This window comes from Chitinophaga sp. CF118, from assembly GCF_900112615.1.
GTDB lineage: Bacteria > Bacteroidota > Bacteroidia > Chitinophagales > Chitinophagaceae > Chitinophaga.
The window spans coordinates 166,558-192,589 of sequence record NZ_FOMK01000005.1 but is presented as its reverse complement, the minus strand read 5'-3'; the positions used below and the strand labels follow the sequence as shown (position 1 = coordinate 192,589).

Here is a 26,032-nt window from a genome sequence, read left to right as displayed (position 1 = left end):
GTTACATTTGTAACAAATGATGAAGGGTAAAATAAGCCAGGTACTGATACACATTGCAGGGTGCATTACGTTCCTTGCGCTCCCCATTGTTTTTTCGCCAGATGCGAATAGCATAGTCGATCTCTGGAGGTATGCCCCTGCTCTGAAAGATTTCCTGCTATACCTGGCATTAATCCCCTTTTTTTATTTTAATTTTTTCTGGCTAATCCCCACCTTTTACTTTAAAAGAAAATATGCCGCGTTTTTCCTCATCTCTTTTTTATGTTTTATTATCATCGTATTTCTGCCCAATTCAATAATCAATGAGAGGCAGGAACTTCCAGACGGACGGCCTCTTGAACACTCTGCCTACCGGCCGGAGCCAATGCCCGACGGACCTCCCCCAGGGGGAGAATTCCGGAAGCCGCCTCCACCCATTCCCGGACAGCGGCAGGAAAATGCCTCGCATTCTCTCCTTCTGGATGTTAGTCACCAGGTATTTCTTTTCCTGGCAGTGTTCTTCTTTTCCCTGATCTTAAGGATCAGCAACCGCTGGAAACAAACCGAGAAGGAAAAGCTGAATGCAGAACTCTCTTATCTTAAAGCACAGATCAATCCTCATTTCTTATTCAATACCCTTAACACTATCTATTCCCTTGCTATTGACAAGTCGGACCAGACACCGGCGGCAGTAATAAAACTGTCCGGCATGATGCGTTATGTGATCAGCGATGCAGGGCATCATCTTGTTTCGCTGTCGAAAGAAATAGAATACCTCCAAAACTATATCGAATTACAGAAAATCCGGTTTGGGGATTCGGTACCTTTATCTTTCAAGGTAAACGGAATACTGGCAGGGGAACAGATTGCACCTCTGATTCTTATCTCTTTTGTTGAGAATGCATTCAAACATGGGATCAATGCTTCAGAAGATTCTGACATCCGGATAACCATCGACATCACAGCACATCAACTAAATTTCACTGCATTCAATAATAAGGTGACTGTAAAGGAAATGCCTGAGGACAGAGGAGGCCTGGGTATTGAGAATACGAAACAACGCCTGCAGTTGTTATACCCTGGCAGGCATACACTGGAGATCACCGATAATCCTCATTATTTCTCTGTTTCACTGTTACTGAAATTAATAGGATGATCCAAGCTATTGCCATAGATGATGAATTACCGGCATTAAAAGTCATTGAGAACTTTTGCAGTCGTGTTGATTTTATCCAGTTACAGCAAACCTTCAACCAACCTGAAAAAGCATTGAAATATATCAGCAAGTCGCCGGTAGATCTGCTGTTTCTGGATATAAATATGCCTTCAATATTGGGTACTGACTTATACAAGTCTGTACAGCAGAAGACAATGGTTATTTTTACAACTGCACATAGCGAGTATGCTGTAGAAGGGTTTAATCTGAACGCACTGGATTATCTGCTGAAGCCTTTTACTTTTGAACGATTCTTACAGGCTGTGCAGAAAGCACAGGAGCAGTTCAAACATCAACCCCCTACTCCACCGCTCATATTCCGGATCGATTACGGACTTACAAAAGTGAATATTCCGGATATCCTGTTTATTGAAGGATTAGATGATTATCTCAAAATACATCTGCATCAGCAGCCCCCATTGGTAGTACGTATGACAATGAAGGCAATACTGGAGAAGCTACCTGCCAATGCATTTATACGGGTACACAGATCTTTTATTGTCCCCTTTAACCGTATCGAGCAGGTACGTAATAAAACGATTCTGATTGCTGGGCATGAGATCCCTGTGGGGGTCAGTTATGAAGCTGCTTTCTTTGAACAGTTCAGGCAGGGATAAAGCGAGGGAATTTTATTGGAACAGGCTTTCAGAAAAAAGGGCTGTATCGTAGTTCCGATACAGCCCCAGGAAGTTTATTTGCTTTCTGCTTCTAATTTATGTTTCTTGGGATAATTAAATAACCAGCTCGTTATCAACGGAATAAGGAAGATGGAAACCGTAATGATAGAAGTAGCCCAATCTGCTTCATGACTTTCCAGGAATTTAGTAGCCACCGTTTCAGGATTAAAATGCTCGTATAATGACAGCATCAGTTTAATACCTAAAACACCAATTACCAGGAAGGCAGCTGTTTCAAGGAAAGGAAACCGCTCCATGAGCTTCACAAAACCCTGCGCTACAAAACGCATAGCCAGGATACCAATGAATACACCTAACCATATCAACAGGATATTATCACTGAAAGCTACTGCAGCAAAAACGTTATCAATAGAAAACGCAAGGTCCATCAGTTCTACAAGTGCCACAGTTGCCCAGAACTGACCCATCCAGCCTATAGTAGCCTTATACAGCCAGTTACTGTTCTTATCTACAGCTTCCTCTTCACCACCAGCTTCAGCAGCTTTGGCTTTAGCAGCTCTGCCCTTAAAAAAGTCGAAGGTCAGATAAAGGAGGTATAAACCGCCCAATGGCTTTAACCACCACACTTTTATCAGGAATGATGCGAACAATAAACAGATACCACGGAAAAAATAAGCACCGATGATACCATATTTCAATGCCTTGTTGCGCTTCTCTTTGGGTAAATCCATTACCATTGTAGCCAATACTGCTGCATTATCCACAGACAACAGGCTTTCAATAATGATCAGGTTCCCCACAATCAATAAAGAGGGAATCGGGTTATCAAGGATCTGTTGAATTAATTCGTTCATTTGCTGGGAGATTTTTTAATGTTTGCTGTTTATTTAAAAGAAATCTAATTCGTTACAAGTTGTACAACTACCAATCGCCCACCCTCTTCTTTAGAAAATAACAGTTGTTTATTATCTGTCAATTCCACCATAGTATTCACCGGAATATCTTTCCCTTCTGTAATGTCCCTCAGAGAGGTAAGCGTTTGATTGACCAGCTGCCATTTGTTGTTATGAAAAACAAAATAGCCTACCGGCGTCTTCTGTTCTTCTGTGAGCCGCTCATTCGGATAAATGTTCCTGTTCACATGCCAGGGATATAAATACTGGTTATGATAAACCATCAACCGGTGATTTTCGGGTGTAAAGCTACCCTCTTTCCTTGACCAATACAAGTTAAGCACAGGTAATTGTCCTTTATAGGGGGTATTGCAGAAAGGGCAGCAGGGGCTGGTAGTATTATCGAACACGAACCATTTCTGGTTACAATGACTGTTCTGGCAGGGCTGTAACAGATCTACCGTTTTAATAAGGGCCTGTTCCCACTCATCGGCGGTGGGACGTAAAGCAGGGTTATGCAGCCCGGCAATAAACGCTTTATCGAATAATTCCTTCAGATAAGGACCACATACCGTATATGGAATCTGATTCACGTCTGCCCAGGGCAGATGAGTAGGTTTTACCTGATTCAGGCGGGGCCTGTTGGAAAGATCCGTCGGATGTTCTATGAATAACGCATTGGCTCCCATAGATAATTCCTCATCCTTCTGCGGATCGGTATCATGGATTTTTCCACCGCGCAGCGGATGCCGGTACAATAAATACATATAGATCATGACGGCCAGCGCATGCCTGTCTGTAGCAATACTAGGCAGTTTACGCGCAGGATCATCCTTAGCCAGGGATTTGGTTGCCATTACCTCCGGGGCTATAAAATCCGGTGTGCCAATCACGTCTGGCGGGAACTTACCCGGCACTACAAGACCGTCAATATCAATAATGGTGGCGCTGCCGGTGCGGGGATCAATGAGTACATTCTTGTAGGAAAGATCAGAATGTGCCAGTCCGGCAGCATGCATCCTTCTTACGGCACGGGCAATTTTAACACAGATCAGGAAATACTTGAACCAGTCGCCCAGTTCACTTTTATCCAGGTGTAATTTAAACTGCGGACTTCTGAACTGTGGGGAAGCAAACCATTTGCCCTCTTTTTCTTTTCCTGCAATAGACGCAATCTGTGCCGCTTCGGGACTATATCCCTGCGTAAAAAAGAACTGTTTCTGATATACAGGCACAATAATGCCAGTTTTACCATTATGCTCCACAATATTATTAGGCCAGCAGAAAAGGTCTTTCCAGTATTCCCCTCCAGGCTGATTGAAGATCCTTTCCCGGAAAGTGTTAACGATATTATTAAGCCGCTCTTTAGAATTAAAGTCCTGCTTATCTCTAAAAAAAGCTACTACGTATGATTTATCCGGTGAAAAATATACATCTTTCATTCCACCCTGCATGGGGTTTCCATCATCTGTATACTGGTATGTTTTCCCGTCCTGTGCTTTTACTGTTATAGTCTTACTGTTCATGTATTCATATTCAGTATAAAATAGCGATGGTACGATCGTCGTGATTGCCGGGCGACCAGAAATCAAGCCAATTCAACAATTCTTCCTTCGCCTTTTCCGGAGTTCCATTAAAATCCACTTTACAGCCATCCTCATTATTGCCTTCCAGATCCTGCCAGAGTTTCTGCCAGATGGCCACGTTACGCAAATTTGCATCTGTCTGGAACTTAGGGTCTGTAATCCCGTCCGTCATCAGGATCAGGGCGGTAAAGTCAGGCACTACTTTAAAGCGGATCCGGTTTATATAGGCATTATCTGCGAAGATGTCCTGCATGGTCAGGAATCTTGTTTGTCCTGCGAACTCGCCGCTATCCGGTGTTCCCAGTACAATGGCATCTGTGTTATTATAAATGCCGATACCACCATCCCCTACCCAGAAGGAGCTGATCACATACCCTGAAGCGTATTTTTTAACCAATGTAAAAATAAGCGTAGTGGCATAATCTTTTATCTCTGCCTGCTTGCTCAGAGCCTCCTGCCGGATTTTTTGCTGTGCGGAGAAAGCGATTTTACCCAATTGTTCAATGAACTGGCCGCTTACTTTCACCTGGCTTTCTTCACTCTGTGTTTCCATATATGCAGCGATAGCCGTTTCCAGGGAAATCATTTTTTCACTCGCCAGCAACGCACTGAAACTTTCCACTACCGCATTACAGGCTAATACAGCCCCCCGGCGACTGTACTTCGCGGAGCCTGCACCATCTGCTACTGCAATAATCCCCCATCCTGTTGCCTGATCAAAAGAACTGGCGAAGCTATCATCCCTGAACTTCCCTTCATGAGCATGGCTGCGGCCTCTTTTGGAAGCGATCAGTAAGGTACGGTCACCAAAAGATGCCGTCATTGCTTCGCTATCAGGCTGCCAATACGGATCCTGTTCATCTGAAGGCAGATCCTTCCATAATGACTTGGGATCCGGGTTGATGATCAGTCTGATTTTCTTTTCGGAAAAGGGTTTATCTGCAGGGCTCATGCGCAGCCTGAACAGCAATGTAAGGATAAACTCCCCCTGTTGCTGTGGTATGCCTGTAAATAATGCTTTCTCTTTCTCAAAAGTGATACCTAGTCCTTCAGGAATCTCCCACTTATAATCGCCCATTTCATGCAGGCCCAGAGCTTCTGCATCAAATGGGAAATGATAGGGTTTATTCACCTTAGCATTAGGTATCGCCACATGCTTCTGCACGATATCGTCTGTGAGTGATTTTTCTTTCCAGGATTCCACTATAAAATTTTGCGCGTTCAGCATTTGTTCTGCCGCCTGTTGAATATCTGCTGTTGCCAGAAAACCATCAAAGAATAATTGCTGTTTTTCTTTTACAGGCAACTGGTGTTCTCTTAATAGTTTTTCGATCAGTTTTCTCATTATCCCTGCGTTCTGCCTACATCCATATTACCACCACCAAAGCCATATTTAGCAGAGGTATTGCAATTGGGACAAGTACTAATTTCTTCATTACCTACACAATGTACTTTACCACATGCGCATACACTGAATCCATACTGATTACCACAGCAAGGACAGGTAGGGAATCCCTCCAGTTCTTCTGTACCTATCGTATTGTTAAGGTGCACACCCTCTGCAGACATTTCTGCATATGTATGATCTACAGGGAAAGCACCTACCAGCCGGTAACCCATGGTATGCATATCAATACCACTGATATTTACCGGCCGCGGATCTCTTTTATATTTAATCAGATAAGGCTTTTTCGTTTGTTGGCATTGTGCAGAAAAGATAGCAAAGTTGGTATCTACAGCCCCCTGTTGTACAGGTGGCATTTTATCAGGATCTATCTTTGTCAGGATGGTATCATCTGTCAGTTTAGCCAGTTCAATACCGGTTCCATTATTACTGACACTAAGACTGCTTGATTTAATAGAAGCTGTTACCCAACGGAAAAATTCTTTATAAGAATGTGCTGATGTATTTTTAAACAGCAGTACTGTTTCTGTTATTTCATTCAATACACCCAGGTTTGTTTCCGCACCAAAAGAGATTCCGATCATATTGGTTTGCCGTTGCCAGTTTCTTTTCCATTCACCAATGGCAGCAGTGCTGTTATCTGTAGGTACCCCATCTGTAAACAGGAATACGATCGGTTTCCAATCGCCCTTTTGGGTAGCCGTAGTATGGATCGTATTTTTACGTAACTCATACATCAGATGTCCCAATCCGTTAGACAGTGAAGTACCACCACCTATAGGAAATTTAGGAGGATAGAAGCTGATGATCTCCTGTAGCGGAACAAGTGTTTTGGCTTGTCCTGCAAATACAATGATGGAGATCCAAACGGTTTCGAGCGCGTAAGGATCGGATTTCAGTTCTTTGACAATGGTAGCCAATCCTTCTTCTACATATTGGATCTGCTCACCGATCATCGATTCTGAAACATCTATGAGGAAATAAATTGGGAGTCTTCTCATCAATAGAAATAATTAAGTACTAACAAAATGATCAGTAAAAGAATCTGTGTCATATCTACTGCCAGTCCGGTACCTACCTGGAATGGTTTTATGCCTTTGAAGATGCTTAATACAGGAGTAAATATGCCGCTGAAAAAATTAAATACCTGTTTGTATTGTCCCGTCAGTCGATCTTTATAAGGCAGCAATTTAGAATACAGAAAAAGACCAATGATCAGGATATTAATAATAAGATGAAGGATAAAATACATTATAAGTTGGTTTATATAATCACATGAACTTCTTCAGGAGGCGGAGGCAGTTGAATGCTCTCTGCCGTACCTACGCTTTTATTGCCAGTACCAATAGATGCGGATACCCATTTGAAAAAAGCCATCAGCGTAGAGCTGTCTGCTGTATCCAGGTGTACCACTGTATCTGTTAATTCTTTAAGATAGCTGTCATTTGCTTCTGCGCCGGCGGCACAGGCAATAATACCAGCCAGGTTCTGTGCTTTAATTTTTGGAACTACCGCCCGGAAAGCTGCCAGATCAGAGGGTTTACCATCCGTCATCAGGAATAATAAAGGGCGCCAGTCGCCCTTCTCTGTATCACTTCCTTTGTGTACTTCTGTATCCAGTTTTAAACTCAGCAGTTCCAGAGCTGCTCCCATATGAGTAGGCCCGGATTCCGGAGGAATAATATCGGGCAGCTGTAATACTTCGAGAGCTGTTAATGGCAGCAACTGTTTCACTTCCCTGTCGAAAGTAATGATGCTGATCCATACAGATTCCAGAGCAAAAGGATCCTGCCTTAGTTTTGACACCAATACCTGGAGACCATTTTTCACGGCTTCGATGCGTTCCCCTCTCATAGAGCCGGATGTATCCAGCAACAGGTATACCGGTAGTCTTCTCATATCAATTGCATTTCTTTCTTTAGAATCATTTGCCATGACGGTACCATCTTTTGCAGGTGATTGAATAAGTATGTTGCATTAGAGCGGTATTCTTCCATCTGGTGATAGTTATTACTGATGCATAAATCGCCCAGTTCCTGCAGGAAGGTAGTTGATTGCTGTGAAATCAGGTTTCTAAACTCCTGTTCCGGCGCATTCAGAATATACTTTACTACCCGCGTATTAAATCTGAATGATGGCATAGACAGCACAGCAGCCAGGCTTTGCAAGGAGTTTACTGTATAGTAGTTCAACTTATTTTCAATGCTGGGATGAATATTTGTATTATGCAATTGAGCATAATACAGAAAATAAGCATCGTTGTCCAGTTTATAACCCTCCAGCAGATTACGGATAATCAGTTCATGACTGCCTGTTATGCGGATATCATCTGTAAAGATCAATGTTTTATCACCTAGAAATTCTTTGTCCAGGTGATACTTATCATTAATGATAAGTGCTTCCCGGCTTTGCATATCCAATGCACCATAATCGATACTGTATGTTTTGTACCGGTGGATTTTTGAATATTCTGCCGGTTTACGGTCATTCATACACAGAAAGCGGTTTAACACTTTCGCAAACGTAAGCGTCAGAAAATATGAGGCAGTGGGTATTGAAGTGTAAGGACTTGGCAATATCACCAGCTGTTCACACTGCAACAATGCGGTACCATGTGTTGTAATAAATCCGTTGGCAAGGGCCGTCCCAAAAGCATCTGCAGCAGTACTGTCGCCAAATTTAAAGCGACTGTAGGCAGCAGGATCGAACGAAAACTCGTTGGCATCTACAATGCGATGTAAGGCAAATACATCTTTCATAAAAGGACATATTTAAAGGGTTAATGCCATTGCTAAACAACAATATTCACTTCCGGAGGCGGAGGAGGCAGTTCATTCAGTCCTGCTACCTCTTTTCCTCCACTTTCTATTTTCTGGCTACCAGTACTTACAGAAGCAGACACCCATTTAAAGAAGGCTTTGATCGCAGCAGCATCTGCTGTATCAAGAGACACCACTGTATCTGTTATTTGTTTCAGAAGATTTACATCTGCTCCGTTACCGGCAGCACAGGCAACTGTGATACCGGTTTTACTATTTTTAAAAGCGTTTAATCCCTGCTGCCACTGATCCGTAGGAATTCCGTCTGTCATCAGGAAGATTAATGGTTTCCAGTCTCCTTTCACATCCTGTGTAGAGGTGATTACTTCTCTTCTGATGCAATCTGCCAGCAATTGCAGCACAGCTCCCAGGGAGGTACCGCCTGATGCTTTTATTTCCTGCATCTGAAAGGAAGACAAATCGGTTAACGGGATCAACTGGCGTGCCTCACTATTAAAAGTGAGGACGCTGATAAAAGCAGTTTCCAGTGCATAAGGGTCCTGCCTTAAAGTTGATATTAATACCTGCACACCATTCTTAACAGCTTCTATGGGCTCTCCGCTCATAGATCCTGATGTATCCAACACTAAGTAAACCGGTAATCTTCTCATGAACGACGAATAGTAAACGTGAATTAATAAACATAACTTTTCAGGATATCCACAAAGCTGTCTGCAGGCTGAGGATCGCCTATTGCCCTGAATTTCCAGGTGCCATCTTTACGATACACTTCTGCAAATACCATTGAACACATATTATTATAAGCGGCTTCGCCGGAGAGATTAAATTTTGCAATTTCTTTTCCTTTGCTGTCTACTGCACGGATAAATGCATTTTCTACGCCTCCGAAATGTTGGTTACGCTGACGGCCCTGGTATATAGATACAACGAAAAGGATCTTATCGTATTTAGGATCAAGATTATCCAGTTTTACAATGATCTGCTCATCATCTCCATCTCCTGCACCCGTGCGGTTATCGCCTGTGAGCCAGATATTACCGGAAGGATGTTTCATACTGTTAAAGAAGATCACATCACCCTGGTATAAACTGAGGTTGCGGCCATCATTTGTTTTTACGGTTTTACCCAGGTCAGCTACTTTACCATTTTTATCCAGCAGAAATGCAATTGCGTCAAGGTCAAATTCTTCTTCTTTTCCACCTAATAATTTCCCTAAAAAACCGCCGCTTTTTTTACGGATATCCCATCCTAATCCGATGGTTACAGTTGTCAGATCGAAGCTCTCACCTTTATCGTTTTTACGAAGGTCTATCGTTTGCCCTTTTACAAGATTTATTGCCATGTTTTTTTTGTTTTTTTTATACTACTTAATGATCTGTCCTTTGTAATATTTAGCCAGGAAGTAGGCCAGGTCTTCTTTGTATCCGATACCGGAGGCCTCAAAGCGCCATTTACCTTCACGGTTATAGAGTCGTCCGAATTCAACACCTGTTTCTATTGAGAAATCTTCACCCAATTCGTACTTGGCTATTTCTTCGCCATTTGCCTCATTAACGATACGTATATACGAATTACGTACCTGTCCGAAGTTTTGTCTTCTGCCAACTGCATCATGGATCGTTACCACGAACAGGATTTCTTTGATATCGGGATTTACTTTAGAGAGGTCTATCTTAATAATTTCATCATCTCCTTCAGCACTGTTGCCCCCTGTAGGATCATCACCTGTATGATGCAGCGCGTCATCGGGAGAAGTGGTATTGCCATAGAAAACGAAATACCCTTCTGTTGGTATTACCCGGTTGGCATCTATCATAAACGCTGATGCGTCAAGATCAAAAGCCCCACCTGTACCCTCATTGGGATTCCATCCCAAACCCACGCTGATGTTGGAAAGTCCTATGTCAATCTTTTGTCCCTTTTGTAAGTTAATAGGCATTAAATGTATATTTATCTGGGTTTAATAATCATGAATTTAGTTGATTAACAAAGCAGTATCATTAAGCGGTAGTACCTTAAAGTCCCATCAGGTTTATTATCACGCATTAGCAATTTATATTTTTCGCATATATAGGCCGTGAATATATTTTAAATTTAAGTATTCGGAGCCTAATTTGGTAAAAGATTTTGTTATATTTTAATGCTTTACTCCACCCGTTGTAAAGAAACCAGCCACTAAATTTTATTTTTTTAAATGAGCTAACAGGAAATGTATTATCCCGATAAGCGCAAAAATACATTTATACTATGCTGTTCCTATTATGAAATCCAACACTTTACAGCAATACAAATATCTTCTAAAATGATAGTTAATAATCATCTGTTATCATTTTAAACTCATTTACCTGGATCGTAATTAATAACAATTATCCGCTTACAGGGAACAATTAAATTCCGTACTTTAGCCGCGCCAAAGCGGAAAACCTTATGTCAATCACAGTTACACAGTTAAGCAAGGTATACGGGGAACAGCGGGCGGTGGACGATATCTCCTTCACTCTCAATAAAGGAGAAGTGGTAGGCTTTCTGGGACCTAATGGTGCCGGCAAAAGCACGACCATGAAAATGATCACCGGCTATTTGCCACCCAGTGGAGGTCAGGCCAGCGTTTGCGGTTATGATGTGACTACCCATCCCATAGAAGTAAGGCAACGTGTCGGTTATCTGCCGGAAGCGAACCCTCTGTATTTTGATATGTATATAAAGGAGTTCCTGGGTTTTATTGCTCAGGTACATAAACTTGGTAAGAAAAGTGATCAACGCATTGCCGATATCATTGCACTGACAGGTTTGCTCCCTGAAAGCAAGAAAAAGATAGGTGCTCTTTCAAAAGGTTATAAACAGCGGGTGGGATTGGCCCAGGCATTGCTACATGATCCGGAAGTGCTGATCCTGGATGAACCTACATCAGGACTGGACCCTAATCAATTGGCAGACATCCGCCAGGTGATTAAGGAACTGGGGCAGAATAAGACGGTGGTGCTGAGCACGCATATTATGCAGGAAGTAGAGGCAATGTGCAGCAGAGTGATCATTATTAACAAAGGAAAAATCATTGCGGATGATTCTTTGCAGCAATTGCAACAAGGAGGCTCCGAAAATGGTTATATACAGGTATCCTTTGGGGAACCATTACCTTCGGCAGCTGATCTGGAGCAACTGGGAGGAGTAACCCGCATCAAACAGCAGGATAACCAGACATGGCAGCTATTTGCAGCCAATATAGAAGAGGTGCAGAAAAACCTCTTACAATTTGCTTTGATAAATAACCGGAACATCCTTTCTTTGCAGAGCAATTCGCAAAGCCTGGAAGCGATATTCAGGCAACTAACGGCCGACAAGCCTCAAGCTACAATATAGCAGCGACGCTTGCATATTGCAACTTGAAGCTTTTTTAAAATAATAAAACAACTTTACAAAGATGAGTACCATTTCAGAAATCCATGCCAGGCAAATCCTTGACAGCCGTGGAAATCCAACAGTAGAAGTAGATGTAACCACAGAAGACGGTCATTTTGGCCGTGCTGCCGTACCTTCCGGCGCTTCTACAGGCAAGCATGAGGCTGTTGAACTCCGCGATAACGACAAATCCGTATACATGGGTAAAGGCGTTTTGCAAGCTGTAAACAATATCAACGATATTATTGCTGAGGAACTTATTGGATGGGATATTAAGGACCAGGCCGGTATTGACAAGTTTCTGATTGAGCTGGATGGCACAGAAAACAAAGGCAAACTGGGCGCTAACGCAACCCTGGCAGTGAGCATGGCTGTTGCAAAAGCTGCTGCTGACGAAGCTAACCTGCCCCTGTACCGTTACCTGGGTGGTGTAAACGGTTTCACCCTTCCTGTTCCTTTGATGAATATCATCAACGGCGGTGCACATGCTGATAACAAAATCGACTTCCAGGAATTTATGATCGTTCCTTTTGGTGCTCCTTCTTTCTCTGAAGGTCTGCGCTGGGGCGTTGAAATATTCCATCACCTGAAATCCGTTCTGAAAAAGAAAGGTTACAGTACCAACGTAGGTGATGAAGGTGGTTTTGCTCCTGAAATCCAGAGCAATGAGGAAGCTATCGAAACAGTACTGCTGGCTATCGAAGCAGCTGGTTACAAACCAGGTGAGCAGGTAGGTATTGCACTGGATGCTGCAAGCAGCGAAATGTACGATGAGGCTACCAAAACTTACAAATTCTACAAAAGCTCTCAGAAAGTGATCAGCAGCGATGAAATGGTTGCTTATTGGGCTGAGTGGTGCAATAAATACCCTATTGTTTCTATCGAAGACGGTATGGCTGAAGATGATTGGGCTGGCTGGAAAAAAATGACCGAAGTTTTAGGTACCAAAATACAGCTGGTAGGTGATGACCTGTTCGTAACCAACGTTAAACGTCTGAAACAAGGTATCGACCAGAACATTGCTAACAGCATCCTGGTTAAGGTAAACCAGATCGGTACTGTTACTGAAACGATCGAAGCAGTAAACATGGCCCACAAAGCTGGTTATACTTCAATCATGAGTCACCGTTCCGGCGAAACTGAAGATACCACTATTGCTGACCTGGCAGTAGCACTGAACTGTGGTCAGATCAAGACTGGTTCTGCTTCCCGTACAGACCGTATGGCTAAATACAACCAGTTACTCCGTATTGAAGAGGAATTGGACGAGGTAGCTTTTTATCCGGGAAAATCCATTAAATTTGGTAAGAAGTAAACTATAGATTGGATTTCGCGCATCAATTTTAGAGTTTTGTGATCTTTGATTGCCGATATTTTAGCTAGTGGTCGATATTTCCGGGTTTTGAGTTACTTCAAAACCCGGACTTTTTTTAAAACTCATTCCTCTTATATTATTATGTCCTGGCTTAAATCCATAAAAATACCCGCTTACATGAAAAACAAGTTTTTCATTGCTGCCGTGGCTTTCGTGGTATGGCTGTCTTCAATGGACCGTAATAATTTCCTGTCTCAGTACGAGTTACGGTCTGAAGTAAACAAACTTGAAGATCAGAAGGCCTTCTTCCAGAATGAAATAGACCAGACGAGGAAAGAGCAGGAGGAACTATTATCCAGTCCGGAGAAGCTGGAAAAGTTTGCCAGAGAAAAATACCTGATGAAGAAAGATGATGAAGATCTGTTCATCATTACCGAGAAAAAATAAGCCCAAAAGAACGTTATCCCCACTGTAGCCCGTTTCCCCTCTTTCCACCTATCCCTGTTATTTTTAGTTTCGAAATATTTCGTTTAATTTGACAATACATTCTGCACAATCTCCGTTATACTGTTATGAATTAATCTTTTACATTAAAATATATTTGCATGGGGAATTCTACACACCTTTTTTCTACTTTATATCCTGTAACTGATAGCGCCAATAAACTACACAACAAAATGACAAATCAAGACCCGGAACTATCACGTGAAGAACAAATTTGTTTTAATCAAACACGTAAAGCACTTGATACAATTAGTTTTTCACCAAGACCTGAGACATTGCAGGCAATCTCCGATTACGCTAAGAAAACGCAACCGGTAAAATAAGTGGCCGTATAACAGCTATGTTTGCTCCCAATTTGCCCTACCTTTGCGAGGTATGACAAAGAAAGAACGCTTTGCCTTTGTACTCAGTTACTTCAAAGAACATGCTCCCAATGCTGAAACGGAGCTGATCTACGACAATCCTTACCAATTACTGGTAGCGGTGATCCTGTCTGCACAATGTACAGATAAGCGCGTCAACATGACTACGCCCGCTATCTTCAAGAATTATCCGGATGTTGAAGCATTAAGCCATGCTACATTCGACGACCTTTTCCCTCTTATACGCAGTATCAGTTATCCCAACAATAAGACCAAACACCTGATAGGTATGGCTCAGCTGGTTGTGGAAAATTTTCATGGTGAGATCCCCTCTACTGTGGAAGAACTCGTTACCCTGCCCGGCGTTGGCCGTAAAACTGCAAACGTGATCACCTCTGTTGTGCATCATCAGCCCAATATGGCGGTAGATACTCACGTATTCCGGGTATCGGCCCGGATTGGTCTTACCACGAATGCTACCACTCCGCTTCAAACAGAAAAACAACTTCTGAAATATATACCCGAAGAGCAAGTACATATTGCCCATCACTGGCTAATATTACATGGCCGTTATGTTTGTGTGGCACGTACACCCAAATGCGGTGAATGCGGATTAAGGCCGGTATGTAAGTACTACCACTCACTTGTACGGGGGAACTAATAATACTACCATGGCTAAACCCTTTCTCACTGCTGAGTGGCGTAACCTGCTCATGATCAATTTTGAAGCAGATCCTGCTGTATTACAACAATATGTACCCCATCATACAGAACTGGATACATGGAACAACACTCACTATGCCAGCCTGGTTGGTTTCCTGTTTACCAATACCCGGGTAATGGGATTATCTCTTCCCTTTCACCGTCATTTTGAAGAAGTAAACCTCCGCTTTTATGTACGGTATAAGGAAGCCGGTATTTGGAAACGGGGGGTTGTATTTATAAAGGAACTGGTACCGAAAAGGATGATCACCTTCGTAGCAAATACTGTGTATAAGGAAAAGTATGCCACCCATGTTATGCGTCATTCCTGGAAACATACTGACAGTCAACTGGAAGTCGCCTATGAATGGAAGACAGGCCCGCACTGGAATCATTTGAAAGCCATTGCTGGCAAAGAGGCATTGCCTATTTCCGAAGGCAGTGAAGCCTCCTTTATTACCGATCATTACTGGGGATATACTCATATGGGTACGGCACATACCGGCGAGTACCAGGTAACCCATCCTCAATGGAGAGTACATCCTGTTAGGGAGTACAGCTATGACTGTGATACGGAGACATTATATGGGTCTGCCTTTGTTCCAATGCTGCAGCAAACACCCATTTCTGCCTTGCTGGCTGAAGGTTCTGCTATAACTGTTATGCCTAAAAAAATATTATAACAACCGCCACTGATACCTAATAATTGGAAATTCGATAATATTTTACTTATCTTTTAGCGCTAAAGTTTTATCAAGCTATAAAGACTAAAATCGTTATGAAATCAGGTACGCGTATTCAGTTATCATTTATGATGTTCCTTGAGTTCTTCATCTGGGGCTCATGGTTCGTTACATTAGGGACGTTTCTTGGAGCAAATCTTCATGCTAATGGAAAGGAAACAGCCAATGTATTTTCCACTCAGTCTTACGGCGCCATTATTGCCCCGTTTATTATAGGACTGATAGCTGACAAATACTTTAATGCAGAAAAGATTCTGGGAGTGCTGCACCTTATCGGTGCTGGCCTGATGTACCTGATGTTCCGTGCAGATGATATCAGTACGTTCTTCCCTTATGTGTTTGGCTATATGGTAGGTTATATGCCTACATTAGCTCTGGTGAACTCTGTTTCCTTCCGTCAGATGACAAACCCTGAAAAAGAGTTTTCCTCTATACGTATATGGGGTACAATCGGTTGGATCGTAGCAGGTCTTTTGATCAGTTATGTCTTCCATTGGGATGGGAAAGATGGCATGGAAGCAGGACAATTAAAAAATACTTTTGCAATGGGCGGTGTAGCTTCCCTCATTCTTGGCCTGTACAGCTTTACACTACCTAAAACCCCTCCTGTAAAAAGTAAAAATGAAAAAGACAGCATCGGATCTCTCCTTGGACTGGATGCTATTAAATTACTGAAGAATCCGAACTTCCTTGTGTTCTTCATCTCTTCCATACTCATTTGTATACCGCTGGCATTCTACTATCAGAATGCGCATAAATTCATAGAGCAGACAGGGATAGAAAATGTTACAGCTAAAATGGCTATTGGCCAGGTTTCTGAGACATTATTCCTGTTGCTGATACCTGTATTTTTCAGCAAATTCGGTTTTAAGAAAACCATTTTGGTGGGTATGCTGGCATGGGCTGTTCGTTATACACTCTTTGCTTATGGTAATGGAACCGACCTGTCCTTTATGCTGCTGATTGGTATTGCATTACATGGTATCTGTTACGACTTCTTCTTTGTATCCGGACAAATCTATACCGATGCACAGGCTGGAGAAAAATACAAAAGTGCAGCACAGGGTTTAATAACACTGGCAACTTATGGTGTCGGTATGCTGATCGGTTTCTGGGTAGCCGGATTAATTACTGATTACTACACAAGTAATCCTGTTGAGAACTTCTGGCGTCAGATCTGGCTGATACCTGCAGGTATTGCCCTGGTAGTGTTCCTACTGTTCATGGTATTATTCCGTGACAACAAAAAACAAGCAGCGTAATAAACCGTTATGTTTAATATATCACTCCGCAGCAAAACTCCCTCTTAAAGAAGTTCTGCTGCGGAGTTTTCTTTTCATCACCTTTATCCAATCAGATAATTATGCAACGTATTTCAATGTTGGGCTCCGGCTTCATTGGTCGTTTCTATGCAGATTCACTGCAGGGACAAAGAAGCAAGGATAAGATTGTCAGTATTTATTCCCGTCGGGAAGAGAGTGCAAAGAAATTTGCAGCAGATTATAATGTTGCACACTGGACACTCGATATGGAGGAATCCATTGCTCACCCCGATGTAGATGTTGTTTGTATTTCATTACCTAATAATTTGCATGAAGCAGCAGTAATGCTCTGTTGTAAACACAAAAAGGGTGTAATCTGTACCAAACCCCTGGGGCGCAATGCCGCAGAGGCCAAACGTATGCTGGAAGCAGTTGAAAAAGCGGGTATCTTTAATGGCTACCTGGAAGATCTTGTATACACTCCCAAATTTTCAAAGGCGCTGGAGAGTGTAAAAAACGGCGCTCTTGGACGCATCCTGTGGGCCAAATCCCGTGAAACACATCCTGGCCCTCACAGCGAATGGTTCTGGGATAAAGAACAGGCAGGTGGCGGATGTATCCTTGACCTGGGCTGCCATTGTGTAGAGATTGCACGCAGTTTTATTGGCAAGGATATTAAACCGGTAGAAGTAATGTGCTGGGCAGATACACAGGTGAAACCCATTGATGCAGAAGATCATGCCATCGGTCTTGTGAAATATGAGAACGGTGCGATCGGACAATTTGAAGTGAGCTGGACCTTCCGCGGCGGTCTTGATCTGCGTGATGAAGTAATGGGTACAGAGGGTACTATCTGGCTCAATAGTTTTTTACGCACCGGCTTTGATATGTTCACCACGGGCAAAGGCGCTGATTACGTGGCAGAAAAAGCGGAAAGCAACAGTGGCTGGTTATTTCCTGTAGGAGATGAACTGAATGAGCTGGGATATAATCACATGTTTGCAGATATGTTTCATGCTATAGAAGGTAACCGTCCGGCAAGAGAAACATTCTATGACGGCTATGTAGTGAATGCTATATTGGATGCGGCTTACCGTAGTGCGGCTTCAAAATTGTGGGAACCTGTACAACTGGAAATATGGCGTGGTCAGGTAGGAGTGGAAAAACATAAAACACTCGTTGAATATGACGCGCAATATTATCTCGTGAAAGAGGAAATGACACACTTTGGCGCAAAGAAACTCATTCTGAAAGATAAGGCGAGTGGACTGATTATTGAGAAAGTAATTGAATAGAATTGTCGAATAAAAATGGAGGAATTAAGAATCGCATAAAAGCGAATTCGTCTCCATCATCATCTACCCGGAAGGATAGGTTTTTTAGTCGACTTTAATCAATAGATTTTTTTTAAAAGGGGTTGTATCAAGCATGGTACAACCTCTTTCCATTCGGGAACATGATGGTTGTTTAAGCGATTCTCAGGGCCTTCCTTTTTTGAATTCATTGGTTTTTCTAATGGAGACAATGCTCTATTTAAACGATCCTTTATTTTGACCCATTGTTTTTTAGGTTACCCTTACAATAAATGCCTTACCAAAGGGCTGGCTCACTTCTACCTGCACCAATACACCTTTTTCATATTTATATACATTCTTTTTCCCTTCTGGAAGGTTTAGCTCATATAATCCATTACCCAATGTTTTGAGGGTTAAGAATGCTCCTAAGGTTTCGGAATAAATGCGGGAGATCTGGTGAGGTTCCATAAAGTACAATTCTGATACAGAATGTACGATTTCAGTATTATTCAGCATGGACTTCTCTCCATTATGAATGATGGAATAGTTCTTCCCATCCCGCTGGGTTATAATGGACTTATTATCGCCCTCTTTACCTGTGCGGATCACTTTTGACCTGATCATAATGCTGTTATCAAATTCACAGGAAATATCCAGGTTAAACCGGGTAAGTGGTCGCATGTCTACTTTACTCTGAATCGAAATATTCTTTGCAGTACCATTTAGTTTGCAATGAGCACTCACATTGCCTATAACATGATTTGCATAACGAACTTCATACTCGTGGTTCTGGCCATATAACAAGCCGCTGGTGAAAGTAAACAGTGTAATAAATATGCAGGTCAGGGTAAAGCCTCTCATAATAAGGAATTTGGCTAAGTAAATGCTACTATATAGCTAACGTACAGTTGTCCCTTTTGTTATACTGACAGACGGATATAATACCCATATCAACATATAAGGTTATTAAAAATACAAAATATAAATTTTATGGGGGTTAACGATTTATGCTTTCGGTGTAAACCCTATATAATAAAAGGAGGGTGATACCCTCCTTTTATTATATAGTTATAAAGATTTTATATTGCTATTATTGGAGCATTTCACGGATCTTGATCACAAGCTCACTCTTTGTGATAGGTACCCCCATGATCTTGTGATAACCCTGGGCATCGATCAGGAACTGGTCACGGATAATTTTGATCAGCTGGCCATTATTGATTTCTGGAATCAGAATCTTGTCATAGCTATGCAGGATCTCTTCCAGATTTTTAGGGAAAGGACGAAGATACCTGATATGTGCATGTGCCACCTGATGACCTTCTGCCAATAGTTCCAGCACGGCACTCTTGATAGCACCGTAAGTGGATCCCCAGCCCAGCACCAGGACCTTACCCTTTTCAGGACCTAATTCTATTTGCTGCGGTGGAATATGATCTGCGATCTTATCAATTTTCTCCTGACGGATTCTTACCATCAGCTGATGATTTTCCGGATCGTAGCTTACATTACCGGTAATGTTCTGCTTTTCCAAACCACCAATACGGTGTTCCAGTCCTGGGGTACCAGGTACAGCCCACGGACGGACCAGGTTCTCATCACGGTGATATGGCAGGAACTGTTCTTCTCCTTCTTCGAGCCCTTTCTTGAACTTCACGGCGATTTCAGGAAGATCAGCGCTCTGTGGGAAACGCCATGGTTCTGAACCATTGGCAATATACCCGTCACTCAGGAAAATTACCGGGGTCATGTGCTGTACTGAAATGCGGAACGCTTCAAATACAGCATCGAAACAATCTGAAGGAGTGGAAGCAGATACGATCGGCATGGGACATTCCCCGTTACGGCCGTAGTAAGCCTGCAGCAAATCAGACTGCTCAGTTTTGGTAGGCAGACCGGTAGAAGGTCCACCGCGCTGAATATTTATGATCAGCAAAGGTATTTCCAGCATTACTGCCAGTCCCATTGCTTCACCTTTTAATGCCATTCCCGGACCGGAAGTAGTGGTAATACCCATATGTCCGCCATAGGAAGCCCCGATGGCTGAGGTAATACCGGCTATTTCATCTTCTGCCTGGAAAGTGCGGATATTAAAGTTTTTGTAACGGCTCAGTTCATGCAGGATATCGGAAGCCGGTGTAATTGGGTAAGTACCCAGGAAAAGCGGCAACTTTGATTTCTGACCGGCAGCCACCAATCCGTACGACAGGGCAACATTCCCAGTAATACTACGGTAAGTACCTGGCTCCATGCGGGCTTTTTCCACATGATAGCGGGTTGTGAATGCTTCAACGGTATCTCCGAAGTTATATCCGGCTTGCAATACTTTCAGGTTACTATCCAGGATATCCTGTTTTTTGCCAAATTTTTCATTGAGGAAGGCTTCTGTGCTTTCCAGTGTACGATCGTACATCCAGTACAGGAAACCCAATACGAACATATTCTTCGCACGGTCCTTCTCCTTCATCCCCATAGGGCTATCTTTCAGCGCCTCACGTGTCAGTTTTGTCACGTCGATAGTGTGCAGCTGGTAGTTGGCCAGGGAGCCATCTTCCAGGGGATTAACACCTTCAGGGTAGTTAGCCAGTCGAAGGTTTTTGGCATCAAAACCATCTGTATTGGCTATGATGATCCCACCTTTTTTAAGCGCTTTCAGGTTTGCCTTCAGGGCAGCAGCATTCATAGCCACCAGCACATCACAGGCATCGCCGGGAGTAAATATACGATTAGACGAAAAGTGCAACTGAAAACCGCTCACACCAGGTAGTGTACCTATCGGGGCACGTATTTCTGCCGGGAAGTCAGGAAATGTACTCAGGTCATTCCCTATCAGGGCAGTATTATTGGAGAACTGGGTACCCGTCAACTGCATCCCATCACCACTATCCCCAGCAAACTTTATGACTACATCCTCTATTTTTTGAATCGAACTATTTGACATTTATTATCTTATTTAACTGACCGTTATTTTTCAGGCTGTAAATTTAACAATTCGGAAGGTAGTATCCATCGTATAATTAAATGCTTTTCAAAGCGGTCATTATTACAAAAGTACACAAAGTGAATAGACTTTCTCCTAAGGTGGTGTCATAGTTTAAAGTTATGCTACATAACTTTAAGTAATCAGTAACAGAAGAACTGTATCTGTTATCGATTCATAATCGTAATTTTACCATATAAATTTTTAATACCATGGCATTATTTGAATCAAATAACCCTGTCCTAAAGGAAAAAACTTTCCGGGAAGCTGCTGCTGACCACTCTAATGGTGTAATGACTATTAATGGTACAGTTACTAAAATGGGATTTCTGCTGTTGATGGTGATGGCTGCTGCTGTTTACGCCTGGGGAGCACCCGCCAGAGGACAAAATATTATGCCATTCCTGTTAGTAGGAGGCATAGGTGGTTTTATACTTGCGATCATTATTGTTATTAAAAAAGAGTGGGCTCCATACCTGGCTCCGGCTTATGCGCTGGCAGAAGGGTTATTTCTGGGCGTTATTTCCGTAATGTATTCCGGTCTTTATGATGGAATAGTATTACAGGCTGTAGGTCTTACTTTTGGGACTTTCCTTGGGATGCTGATTCTTTACAGAGCTCGCATTATCCGCGCAACTGAAAGATTCAGGGCTATTATATTTACGGCAACTGCCGGGATTGCTATTTTTTACCTGCTGGCCCTGGTACTCCGGATGTTTAATATCAATATACCTTTCCTGCATGAAGGAAGCACTATTGGTATTATTTTCTCACTGGTGGTGGTAGCCGTTGCTGCGTTGAACCTGATCCTGGATTTTGATATGATTGAGACTGGTGCGGCACAGGGAGCTCCCAAATATTTTGAATGGTATGCTTCTTTCGGATTGCTGGTAACATTAGTATGGTTATACCTGGAAATTCTCCGCTTACTATCTAAACTGAACAAAAGATAATCTCAACTATAAGCTATAAAAAGCCCTCTTCCGCTACTGGCAGAAGAGGGCTTTTTGTTGCCCAAATGGGTCAGATTGTGGCAGTGCTCCCCACTTGAAAATACATGAAATGTAAACCATTGTTAAAACCTAAACCCTTTACTGTTAAAGGTTTCGTAAAGTATTGTTAAATACTGTATTAAAAACATATTACTCTGCTGTGGCATGGTAATTGGAAATATATTTATATGAAAAAGATATCAGTTAGCATATTATTACTTGCAACGATAGCAGTCGGAACCTTTGCATTTAAAAATGCAGGTAGTGGTTCAATCTCTGGTAAAGTAACGCCAGCAGATGCTGCATCGCAGGTATGGGCTTTCCAGGGAACAGATACCCTGAAAGCACCTGTTACTGATGGAGTTTTCAATGTACAGGGTGCCACAGCTGGTACATACACCGTAATAGTGGGAGCTAAACATCCTTTTAAAGATGTTACGTTCACCAATGTGAAAGTGGAAGATGACAAAACAACAGATCTCGGAGAGATCAAACTACAGGAATAAAACGCATAGCAATAGTTGGTTTTCATAGGGGTTAATCAAAAAGCCGGTTCCATACTTCAGTATGGCCGGCTCCATTTTTTATAGCATTTCCGCGCTTCTTCTAGGGGTATTACATCTTCTCCCCGTTATAACTGTATAGCATAAATCCCGAACATTATGTATACAGTAAAAAAACAGACCATAATAGTATATAGCAGCCTTGGTATAGGCTGGTTGCTGCTGATGCTCTTCATCTTCAGCTTTATATTATCAGGCTGTTCCAAAGAGGTCCTTGCCGGATCAGGGATGGTGATCACTGAACAACGCCCAACAGGCAATTTTACAGATGTGACAGTGGATGGTCCTTTCTATGTACACCTTCAACAGGCTGCCGATACACGCGTAGAAATCATTGCAGAAAATAACCTGATGCGTGTAATAGAGACAGAGGTACGTGATTCCATCCTCCACATACGATTAAAAAAAGGAGTAAGGTTGAATTTCTTTAAAGATATTCACATAAACCTGAAAAATACAACTTACCATTCCGTTGACTTTTCCGGCTCCGGCAATATTGATAATACAGATACATTACATACAGCTCATTTTGCTTATGCCATTAATGGTAGTGGAAATGCCCGTTTTACGTTAGAGACTATAAAACTGGAAACAACCATAAATGGTAGTGGCAGTGTTAATCTGTGCGGTAGTACCAGTTCTTACAACAGCGATATTAATGGCAGCGGAGATATAAACGGGTTAGATCTGCTATGTTCCGACGCCAGCATCAGCGTAAAAGGCTCCGGCGGACATACACTCAGTGTTTCACACGCACTTGATGTAAGTATCCATGGTAGCGGAAATGTTAAGTATAAAGGAAGTCCAACCGTCAATTCAGATATACAGGGATCTGGGAGAGTTATAAAATTATAATGTACGAAAGCGTCACACACATGCAAGCTATGCCTACAGTAGCATTTTCCTGTCAGGTCGATAACAATAACAACAGGAATAAGGACAAAAGTTATTTTTGCACCATGCCGGAAAATGCCCGATTACAAAAGTTACTACAGGAAGACGAACAGCTGTTCATGGAAACGCTGTTTAAAGCCTGGTTCTCATTTGTATCTAAAACTATATACCGTATTGTACAGGATACTGCTACTGCAGAAGATCTGGCACAGGATGTATTTATAAAGATCTGGAACCGGCGGGCTTCCCTGAAAGATGTATATTTTAAAGCATATCTGCACAGAGCAGCTATTAATATGGCATTGGATCACCTGGATAAGAACAAACGCCGTGGCACCCATCTTCCTTTGGAGGATCATCTGGAACCAATGGCTGCACCCGTGAGTGTAGGTTTACAGCAAACAACCACGCATATTCAGCAGGCTATAAACCGCCTGCCGGAGAAATGCCGTGAGATCTTTATACTTAGCCGTTATGAAGAACTATCATACCGGGAAATTGCCACCACACTGAATATTTCCATCAAAACAGTGGAAAATCAGATGATGACAGCATTGAAAAAATTACGGGTATCTCTGCAGGACTACCTGCAAGTGATCATCCTCTTTATAGCAGGAGCCTCTTTATATCCTTTACTTTTACAATTTTAATGGTATGCCTAACACCTTTGAAGATATAGAAACGTTGATTGCCCGTGAGCTGGAGAATACTCTCAGCGCAGAGGAACAGGCTACTCTCCAGGCATGGCTGGAAGCAGATGTAACCAACCGGCGTTATTATGACGAGCTCCGGAAAACCTGGGAACTGACGGCTACCACCAATATGGATTACATACCGGATACAAACCGTAACTGGGAAAAGTTCCGTCAACAGATCCAGAGCCAGCCTGATATAACAGAAATGCCTGTCAGGACTATCTCCCCTTACCGTAATGTATTACGCATAGCTGCCACACTTTTATTGCTTGCAGGTGCTGCTACCATGTATTTTATCCTTCGTGAGCCGCAGGAAATTATCATCACCACTGCTGCGCTGGAGAAAAAAGAGGTTAAGCTACCTGATGGCAGTAAAGTATTTATGAACCAGCATAGCCGCCTGCGCTATACCAGCAACCTTACAGGCACTGAGCGTGCGGTCTATCTTGAAGGAGAGGCATTCTTTGATGTAGCACATGAACAGGCACGCCCGTTTGTGGTATATACTAATAGCACACAAACACAGGTATTGGGTACTTCTTTCGATATTAAGGCATATGATGCACAACCTGTTGAAGTTGCTGTGTTAAGTGGAAAAGTAGCGGTGTCCCGTAAAACGGAAGATAAGTCTGCCACCAGACTGGTACTGACCAAAGGAAGAAAGGCCATCTTCAAAACAGATAAGCAAATGGAGGAGATAGCCATTGCTGATCCCAACTTCATGGCCTGGAAAGAAAATGTGCTCCGGTTCAGCAATGTTCCGCTGAGAGATGTGATCAGTACGCTTTCATCATACTATAATGTGCAGATAATTATTGAAGATAGTGCAGTAGCCAACTATGATTATAAAGGTGATTTCTTTGATGCACCAAAACTGGAAGACGTATTGGATGTGATTGCCACTGCCGCTGATCTTTCCTGGGTTAAAGAACAGGGACAATATAAGTTAAGGAGAAAAATACAATAGAATCAATATTGCTAAGGTTGATAAAGAAAGGAGCCGGGGAAACCCGGCTTTTCCTATTTAAAAAGGTAATAGAAACATTACTTACGATTTCCTGAAAAGTAATTAATATATTACCTTTAACGATAGAATATCAAACTAACCTCAAAATGAAATGCTCTGAAATGAAGAGAAAACTATTACGGGCCGGATGGGTAATACTCAGACAAGGAAAGGGAAGTCATATGATTATGACTCACCCTGACAAACCAGAGCAGGAAATCATTTTTCCCGATCACGGCAATGCCGAACTGGGCAAGGGGTTAGAGTTGAAAATTCTAAAACAAGCGGGGCTAAGATAAGCCTATGTGTTTATTAACTCAATTAATCAGTATGAAAAAGTATTTATTTAAAGTAGAGAAAACCGGTACTGGTTTTTCTGCCTATGCAGAGGATGATAAGATTCCTGTAGGCACGACAGGTAAAGACATGGCAGAATTGAAGCAAAATATTCTTGATGCCATGAACTTATACCGGGATTACAAAGGATTAAAAAACCTGTCTGAAACGGACATTTCAATTCGCCTGGATGTAAAACAATTCTTTGAATATTACAATGTAATTAATGCTAAAGCCCTGGGAGATCGCATTGGGATGAGTCAATCGTTGCTTTCCCAGTATGCAAACGGCATTAAGGTTCCATCAGAGAAACAAACACAGAAAATATTACTTGGTATTAAGGATCTGGGAAAGGAATTGACTCAACTGGAATTCAAATAGGATTATTTCTAACCTTAGGAGTATCCTCCCTCGCAAATCTTTAGTGCATCAGGGTGTTAATGGTAGCTGTGTATGATTTCTAAGTTGTTCCGCAAAAAATTTGATC

29 protein-coding genes are annotated in these 26,032 nt (G+C 42.3%); 17 read left to right on the top strand and 12 right to left on the bottom strand.

The genetic code is table 11. The annotated features are described in order from the left end of the window. Positions 1 to 16 precede the first annotated feature (16 nt). Positions 17 to 1,135, top strand: coding sequence for a sensor histidine kinase (locus BM176_RS21085; protein WP_090106312.1), 1,119 nt, complete (start codon positions 17 to 19; stop codon positions 1,133 to 1,135). Further along, entirely contained in the window at positions 1,132 to 1,812 is a 681-nt protein-coding gene (locus BM176_RS21080; protein WP_090106311.1) for a LytR/AlgR family response regulator transcription factor, read from the top strand. The genes BM176_RS21085 and BM176_RS21080 overlap by 4 nt, the downstream gene beginning before the upstream one ends. Positions 1,813 to 1,886: 74 nt before the next feature. Here the strand turns inward: BM176_RS21080 and BM176_RS21075 are convergent, their stop codons facing one another. Genes BM176_RS21075 through BM176_RS21030 form a run of 10 tightly spaced genes read right to left on the bottom strand, consistent with a single transcriptional unit; the run spans position 1,887 to position 10,436 of the window. Further along, on the bottom strand, positions 1,887 to 2,687 hold the full coding sequence (locus BM176_RS21075; protein WP_090106310.1) for a DUF475 domain-containing protein: 801 nt from the start codon (positions 2,685 to 2,687) through the stop codon (positions 1,887 to 1,889). Between the two features lie 44 nt (positions 2,688 to 2,731). Further along, complete coding sequence (locus BM176_RS21070; RefSeq protein WP_090106309.1) at positions 2,732 to 4,252, bottom strand: helix-hairpin-helix domain-containing protein; 1,521 nt, start codon at positions 4,250 to 4,252, stop codon at positions 2,732 to 2,734. Between the two features lie 10 nt (positions 4,253 to 4,262). Beyond that, positions 4,263 to 5,657: a PP2C family serine/threonine-protein phosphatase gene (locus tag BM176_RS21065; RefSeq protein WP_090106308.1), complete on the bottom strand. Its 1,395-nt coding sequence runs from the start codon at positions 5,655 to 5,657 to the stop codon at positions 4,263 to 4,265. Then, positions 5,657 to 6,718: a TerY-C metal binding domain-containing protein gene (locus tag BM176_RS21060; RefSeq protein WP_090106307.1), complete on the bottom strand. Its 1,062-nt coding sequence runs from the start codon at positions 6,716 to 6,718 to the stop codon at positions 5,657 to 5,659. The genes BM176_RS21065 and BM176_RS21060 overlap by 1 nt, the downstream gene beginning before the upstream one ends. Then, positions 6,718 to 6,969, bottom strand: a complete 252-nt coding sequence (locus tag BM176_RS21055; protein WP_090106306.1) for a YggT family protein — start codon at positions 6,967 to 6,969, stop codon at positions 6,718 to 6,720. Before BM176_RS21055 ends, BM176_RS21060 begins: the two co-directional genes overlap by 1 nt. Before the next feature lie 11 nt (positions 6,970 to 6,980). Continuing rightward, positions 6,981 to 7,616, bottom strand: coding sequence for a vWA domain-containing protein (locus tag BM176_RS21050; RefSeq protein ID WP_090106523.1), 636 nt, complete (start codon positions 7,614 to 7,616; stop codon positions 6,981 to 6,983). After that, on the bottom strand, positions 7,613 to 8,476 hold the full coding sequence (locus BM176_RS21045; RefSeq protein WP_090106305.1) for a phosphoribosyltransferase family protein: 864 nt from the start codon (positions 8,474 to 8,476) through the stop codon (positions 7,613 to 7,615). Before BM176_RS21045 ends, BM176_RS21050 begins: the two co-directional genes overlap by 4 nt. A 32-nt stretch (positions 8,477 to 8,508) precedes the next feature. Then, on the bottom strand, positions 8,509 to 9,147 hold the full coding sequence (locus BM176_RS21040) for a vWA domain-containing protein (protein ID WP_090106304.1): 639 nt from the start codon (positions 9,145 to 9,147) through the stop codon (positions 8,509 to 8,511). A gap of 23 nt (positions 9,148 to 9,170) precedes the next feature. Further along, positions 9,171 to 9,839 carry a TerD family protein gene (locus BM176_RS21035; protein WP_090106303.1) on the bottom strand — a complete coding sequence of 223 codons (669 nt, stop codon included), beginning with the start codon at positions 9,837 to 9,839 and terminating at the stop codon, positions 9,171 to 9,173. A 21-nt stretch (positions 9,840 to 9,860) separates the two neighbouring features. Continuing rightward, entirely contained in the window at positions 9,861 to 10,436 is a 576-nt protein-coding gene (locus tag BM176_RS21030; protein ID WP_090106302.1) for a TerD family protein, read from the bottom strand. 488 nt (positions 10,437 to 10,924) lie between these two features. On the opposite strand from BM176_RS21030, the gene gldA reads away from it, so the two are divergent. From gldA to BM176_RS20990, 8 genes are all read left to right on the top strand, one after another. Further along, positions 10,925 to 11,857 (top strand): gliding motility-associated ABC transporter ATP-binding subunit GldA, encoded by a 933-nt coding sequence (gene gldA, locus BM176_RS21025; RefSeq protein WP_090106301.1) that lies wholly within the window; start codon positions 10,925 to 10,927, stop codon positions 11,855 to 11,857. Between the two features lie 61 nt (positions 11,858 to 11,918). After that, positions 11,919 to 13,211: a phosphopyruvate hydratase gene (gene eno, locus BM176_RS21020; RefSeq protein WP_090106300.1), complete on the top strand. Its 1,293-nt coding sequence runs from the start codon at positions 11,919 to 11,921 to the stop codon at positions 13,209 to 13,211. 177 nt (positions 13,212 to 13,388) lie between these two features. Then, on the top strand, positions 13,389 to 13,658 hold the full coding sequence (locus tag BM176_RS21015) for an FtsB family cell division protein (RefSeq protein ID WP_255373559.1): 270 nt from the start codon (positions 13,389 to 13,391) through the stop codon (positions 13,656 to 13,658). Between the two features lie 158 nt (positions 13,659 to 13,816). Continuing rightward, the gene (locus tag BM176_RS21010; protein ID WP_090106298.1) at positions 13,817 to 14,038 is read left to right on the top strand and encodes a hypothetical protein; all 222 of its coding nucleotides are present in this window, start codon (positions 13,817 to 13,819) and stop codon (positions 14,036 to 14,038) included. Positions 14,039 to 14,090: 52 nt separating this feature from the next. After that, entirely contained in the window at positions 14,091 to 14,738 is a 648-nt protein-coding gene (nth, locus tag BM176_RS21005; RefSeq protein ID WP_090106297.1) for an endonuclease III, read from the top strand. Positions 14,739 to 14,748: 10 nt separating this feature from the next. Next, positions 14,749 to 15,462, top strand: coding sequence for a YqjF family protein (locus BM176_RS21000; protein WP_090106296.1), 714 nt, complete (start codon positions 14,749 to 14,751; stop codon positions 15,460 to 15,462). Between the two features lie 95 nt (positions 15,463 to 15,557). Next, positions 15,558 to 16,784: a nucleoside permease gene (locus BM176_RS20995; protein WP_090106295.1), complete on the top strand. Its 1,227-nt coding sequence runs from the start codon at positions 15,558 to 15,560 to the stop codon at positions 16,782 to 16,784. 101 nt (positions 16,785 to 16,885) lie between these two features. Continuing rightward, entirely contained in the window at positions 16,886 to 18,079 is a 1,194-nt protein-coding gene (locus BM176_RS20990) for a Gfo/Idh/MocA family protein (protein WP_090106294.1), read from the top strand. A 270-nt stretch (positions 18,080 to 18,349) separates the two neighbouring features. Here the strand turns inward: BM176_RS20990 and BM176_RS20985 are convergent, their stop codons facing one another. After that, positions 18,350 to 18,940 (bottom strand): DUF6134 family protein, encoded by a 591-nt coding sequence (locus BM176_RS20985; RefSeq protein WP_090106293.1) that lies wholly within the window; start codon positions 18,938 to 18,940, stop codon positions 18,350 to 18,352. 229 nt (positions 18,941 to 19,169) lie between these two features. Then, a complete protein-coding gene (locus BM176_RS20980) occupies positions 19,170 to 21,020 on the bottom strand; it encodes a 2-oxoacid:acceptor oxidoreductase subunit alpha (protein ID WP_090106292.1) in 1,851 nt (616 codons plus the stop codon). Between the two features lie 251 nt (positions 21,021 to 21,271). Here BM176_RS20980 and BM176_RS20975 point away from each other — a divergent pair, with 251 nt between their 5' ends. The 7 genes from BM176_RS20975 (at position 21,272) to BM176_RS20945 (ending at position 25,926) form a co-directional block, all read left to right on the top strand. Beyond that, a complete protein-coding gene (locus BM176_RS20975) occupies positions 21,272 to 22,012 on the top strand; it encodes a Bax inhibitor-1/YccA family protein (RefSeq protein WP_090106291.1) in 741 nt (246 codons plus the stop codon). Between the two features lie 227 nt (positions 22,013 to 22,239). Continuing rightward, positions 22,240 to 22,557, top strand: a complete 318-nt coding sequence (locus BM176_RS20970; protein WP_090106290.1) for a carboxypeptidase regulatory-like domain-containing protein — start codon at positions 22,240 to 22,242, stop codon at positions 22,555 to 22,557. A gap of 156 nt (positions 22,558 to 22,713) precedes the next feature. Further along, positions 22,714 to 23,469, top strand: coding sequence for a head GIN domain-containing protein (locus BM176_RS20965; protein ID WP_090106289.1), 756 nt, complete (start codon positions 22,714 to 22,716; stop codon positions 23,467 to 23,469). A 29-nt stretch (positions 23,470 to 23,498) separates the two neighbouring features. Next, a complete protein-coding gene (locus tag BM176_RS20960) occupies positions 23,499 to 24,158 on the top strand; it encodes an RNA polymerase sigma factor (RefSeq protein ID WP_177230475.1) in 660 nt (219 codons plus the stop codon). 4 nt (positions 24,159 to 24,162) lie between these two features. After that, positions 24,163 to 25,170, top strand: coding sequence for a FecR family protein (locus tag BM176_RS20955; protein WP_090106287.1), 1,008 nt, complete (start codon positions 24,163 to 24,165; stop codon positions 25,168 to 25,170). 161 nt (positions 25,171 to 25,331) lie between these two features. Continuing rightward, entirely contained in the window at positions 25,332 to 25,508 is a 177-nt protein-coding gene (locus BM176_RS20950) for a type II toxin-antitoxin system HicA family toxin (protein ID WP_218162255.1), read from the top strand. A gap of 31 nt (positions 25,509 to 25,539) precedes the next feature. After that, positions 25,540 to 25,926 (top strand): helix-turn-helix domain-containing protein, encoded by a 387-nt coding sequence (locus BM176_RS20945; RefSeq protein WP_090106285.1) that lies wholly within the window; start codon positions 25,540 to 25,542, stop codon positions 25,924 to 25,926. The last annotated feature ends 106 nt before the right edge of the window (positions 25,927 to 26,032 follow it).

Bases quoted from the DNA above. Each gene is read 5' to 3' on its own strand.
- gldA (WP_090106301.1), top strand. From the start codon at position 10,925: ATGTCAATCACAGTTACACAGTTAAGCAAGGTATACGGGGAACAGCGG.
- BM176_RS20980 (WP_090106292.1), bottom strand. From the start codon at position 21,020: ATGTCAAATAGTTCGATTCAAAAAATAGAGGATGTAGTCATAAAGTTT.
- BM176_RS21035 (WP_090106303.1), bottom strand. From the start codon at position 9,839: ATGGCAATAAATCTTGTAAAAGGGCAAACGATAGACCTTCGTAAAAAC.
- BM176_RS20950 (WP_218162255.1), top strand. From the start codon at position 25,332: ATGAAGAGAAAACTATTACGGGCCGGATGGGTAATACTCAGACAAGGA.
- BM176_RS21015 (WP_255373559.1), top strand. From the start codon at position 13,389: ATGAAAAACAAGTTTTTCATTGCTGCCGTGGCTTTCGTGGTATGGCTG.
- BM176_RS21040 (WP_090106304.1), bottom strand. From the start codon at position 9,147: ATGAGAAGATTACCGGTTTACTTAGTGTTGGATACATCAGGATCTATG.
- BM176_RS20995 (WP_090106295.1), top strand. From the start codon at position 15,558: ATGAAATCAGGTACGCGTATTCAGTTATCATTTATGATGTTCCTTGAG.
- BM176_RS20960 (WP_177230475.1), top strand. From the start codon at position 23,499: ATGCCTACAGTAGCATTTTCCTGTCAGGTCGATAACAATAACAACAGG.
- BM176_RS20955 (WP_090106287.1), top strand. From the start codon at position 24,163: ATGCCTAACACCTTTGAAGATATAGAAACGTTGATTGCCCGTGAGCTG.
- BM176_RS21010 (WP_090106298.1), top strand. From the start codon at position 13,817: ATGGGGAATTCTACACACCTTTTTTCTACTTTATATCCTGTAACTGAT.
- BM176_RS21030 (WP_090106302.1), bottom strand. From the start codon at position 10,436: ATGCCTATTAACTTACAAAAGGGACAAAAGATTGACATAGGACTTTCC.
- BM176_RS20945 (WP_090106285.1), top strand. From the start codon at position 25,540: ATGAAAAAGTATTTATTTAAAGTAGAGAAAACCGGTACTGGTTTTTCT.
- BM176_RS21075 (WP_090106310.1), bottom strand. From the start codon at position 2,687: ATGAACGAATTAATTCAACAGATCCTTGATAACCCGATTCCCTCTTTA.
- BM176_RS21080 (WP_090106311.1), top strand. From the start codon at position 1,132: ATGATCCAAGCTATTGCCATAGATGATGAATTACCGGCATTAAAAGTC.
- BM176_RS20970 (WP_090106290.1), top strand. From the start codon at position 22,240: ATGAAAAAGATATCAGTTAGCATATTATTACTTGCAACGATAGCAGTC.
- BM176_RS21070 (WP_090106309.1), bottom strand. From the start codon at position 4,252: ATGAACAGTAAGACTATAACAGTAAAAGCACAGGACGGGAAAACATAC.
- BM176_RS21045 (WP_090106305.1), bottom strand. From the start codon at position 8,476: ATGAAAGATGTATTTGCCTTACATCGCATTGTAGATGCCAACGAGTTT.
- BM176_RS21060 (WP_090106307.1), bottom strand. From the start codon at position 6,718: ATGAGAAGACTCCCAATTTATTTCCTCATAGATGTTTCAGAATCGATG.
- BM176_RS20985 (WP_090106293.1), bottom strand. From the start codon at position 18,940: ATGAGAGGCTTTACCCTGACCTGCATATTTATTACACTGTTTACTTTC.
- eno (WP_090106300.1), top strand. From the start codon at position 11,919: ATGAGTACCATTTCAGAAATCCATGCCAGGCAAATCCTTGACAGCCGT.
- nth (WP_090106297.1), top strand. From the start codon at position 14,091: ATGACAAAGAAAGAACGCTTTGCCTTTGTACTCAGTTACTTCAAAGAA.
- BM176_RS21065 (WP_090106308.1), bottom strand. From the start codon at position 5,657: ATGAGAAAACTGATCGAAAAACTATTAAGAGAACACCAGTTGCCTGTA.
- BM176_RS21050 (WP_090106523.1), bottom strand. From the start codon at position 7,616: ATGAGAAGACTACCGGTATACCTGTTGCTGGATACATCCGGCTCTATG.
- BM176_RS21085 (WP_090106312.1), top strand. From the start codon at position 17: ATGATGAAGGGTAAAATAAGCCAGGTACTGATACACATTGCAGGGTGC.
- BM176_RS20965 (WP_090106289.1), top strand. From the start codon at position 22,714: ATGTATACAGTAAAAAAACAGACCATAATAGTATATAGCAGCCTTGGT.
- BM176_RS21000 (WP_090106296.1), top strand. From the start codon at position 14,749: ATGGCTAAACCCTTTCTCACTGCTGAGTGGCGTAACCTGCTCATGATC.
- BM176_RS21055 (WP_090106306.1), bottom strand. From the start codon at position 6,969: ATGTATTTTATCCTTCATCTTATTATTAATATCCTGATCATTGGTCTT.
- BM176_RS20990 (WP_090106294.1), top strand. From the start codon at position 16,886: ATGCAACGTATTTCAATGTTGGGCTCCGGCTTCATTGGTCGTTTCTAT.
- BM176_RS20975 (WP_090106291.1), top strand. From the start codon at position 21,272: ATGGCATTATTTGAATCAAATAACCCTGTCCTAAAGGAAAAAACTTTC.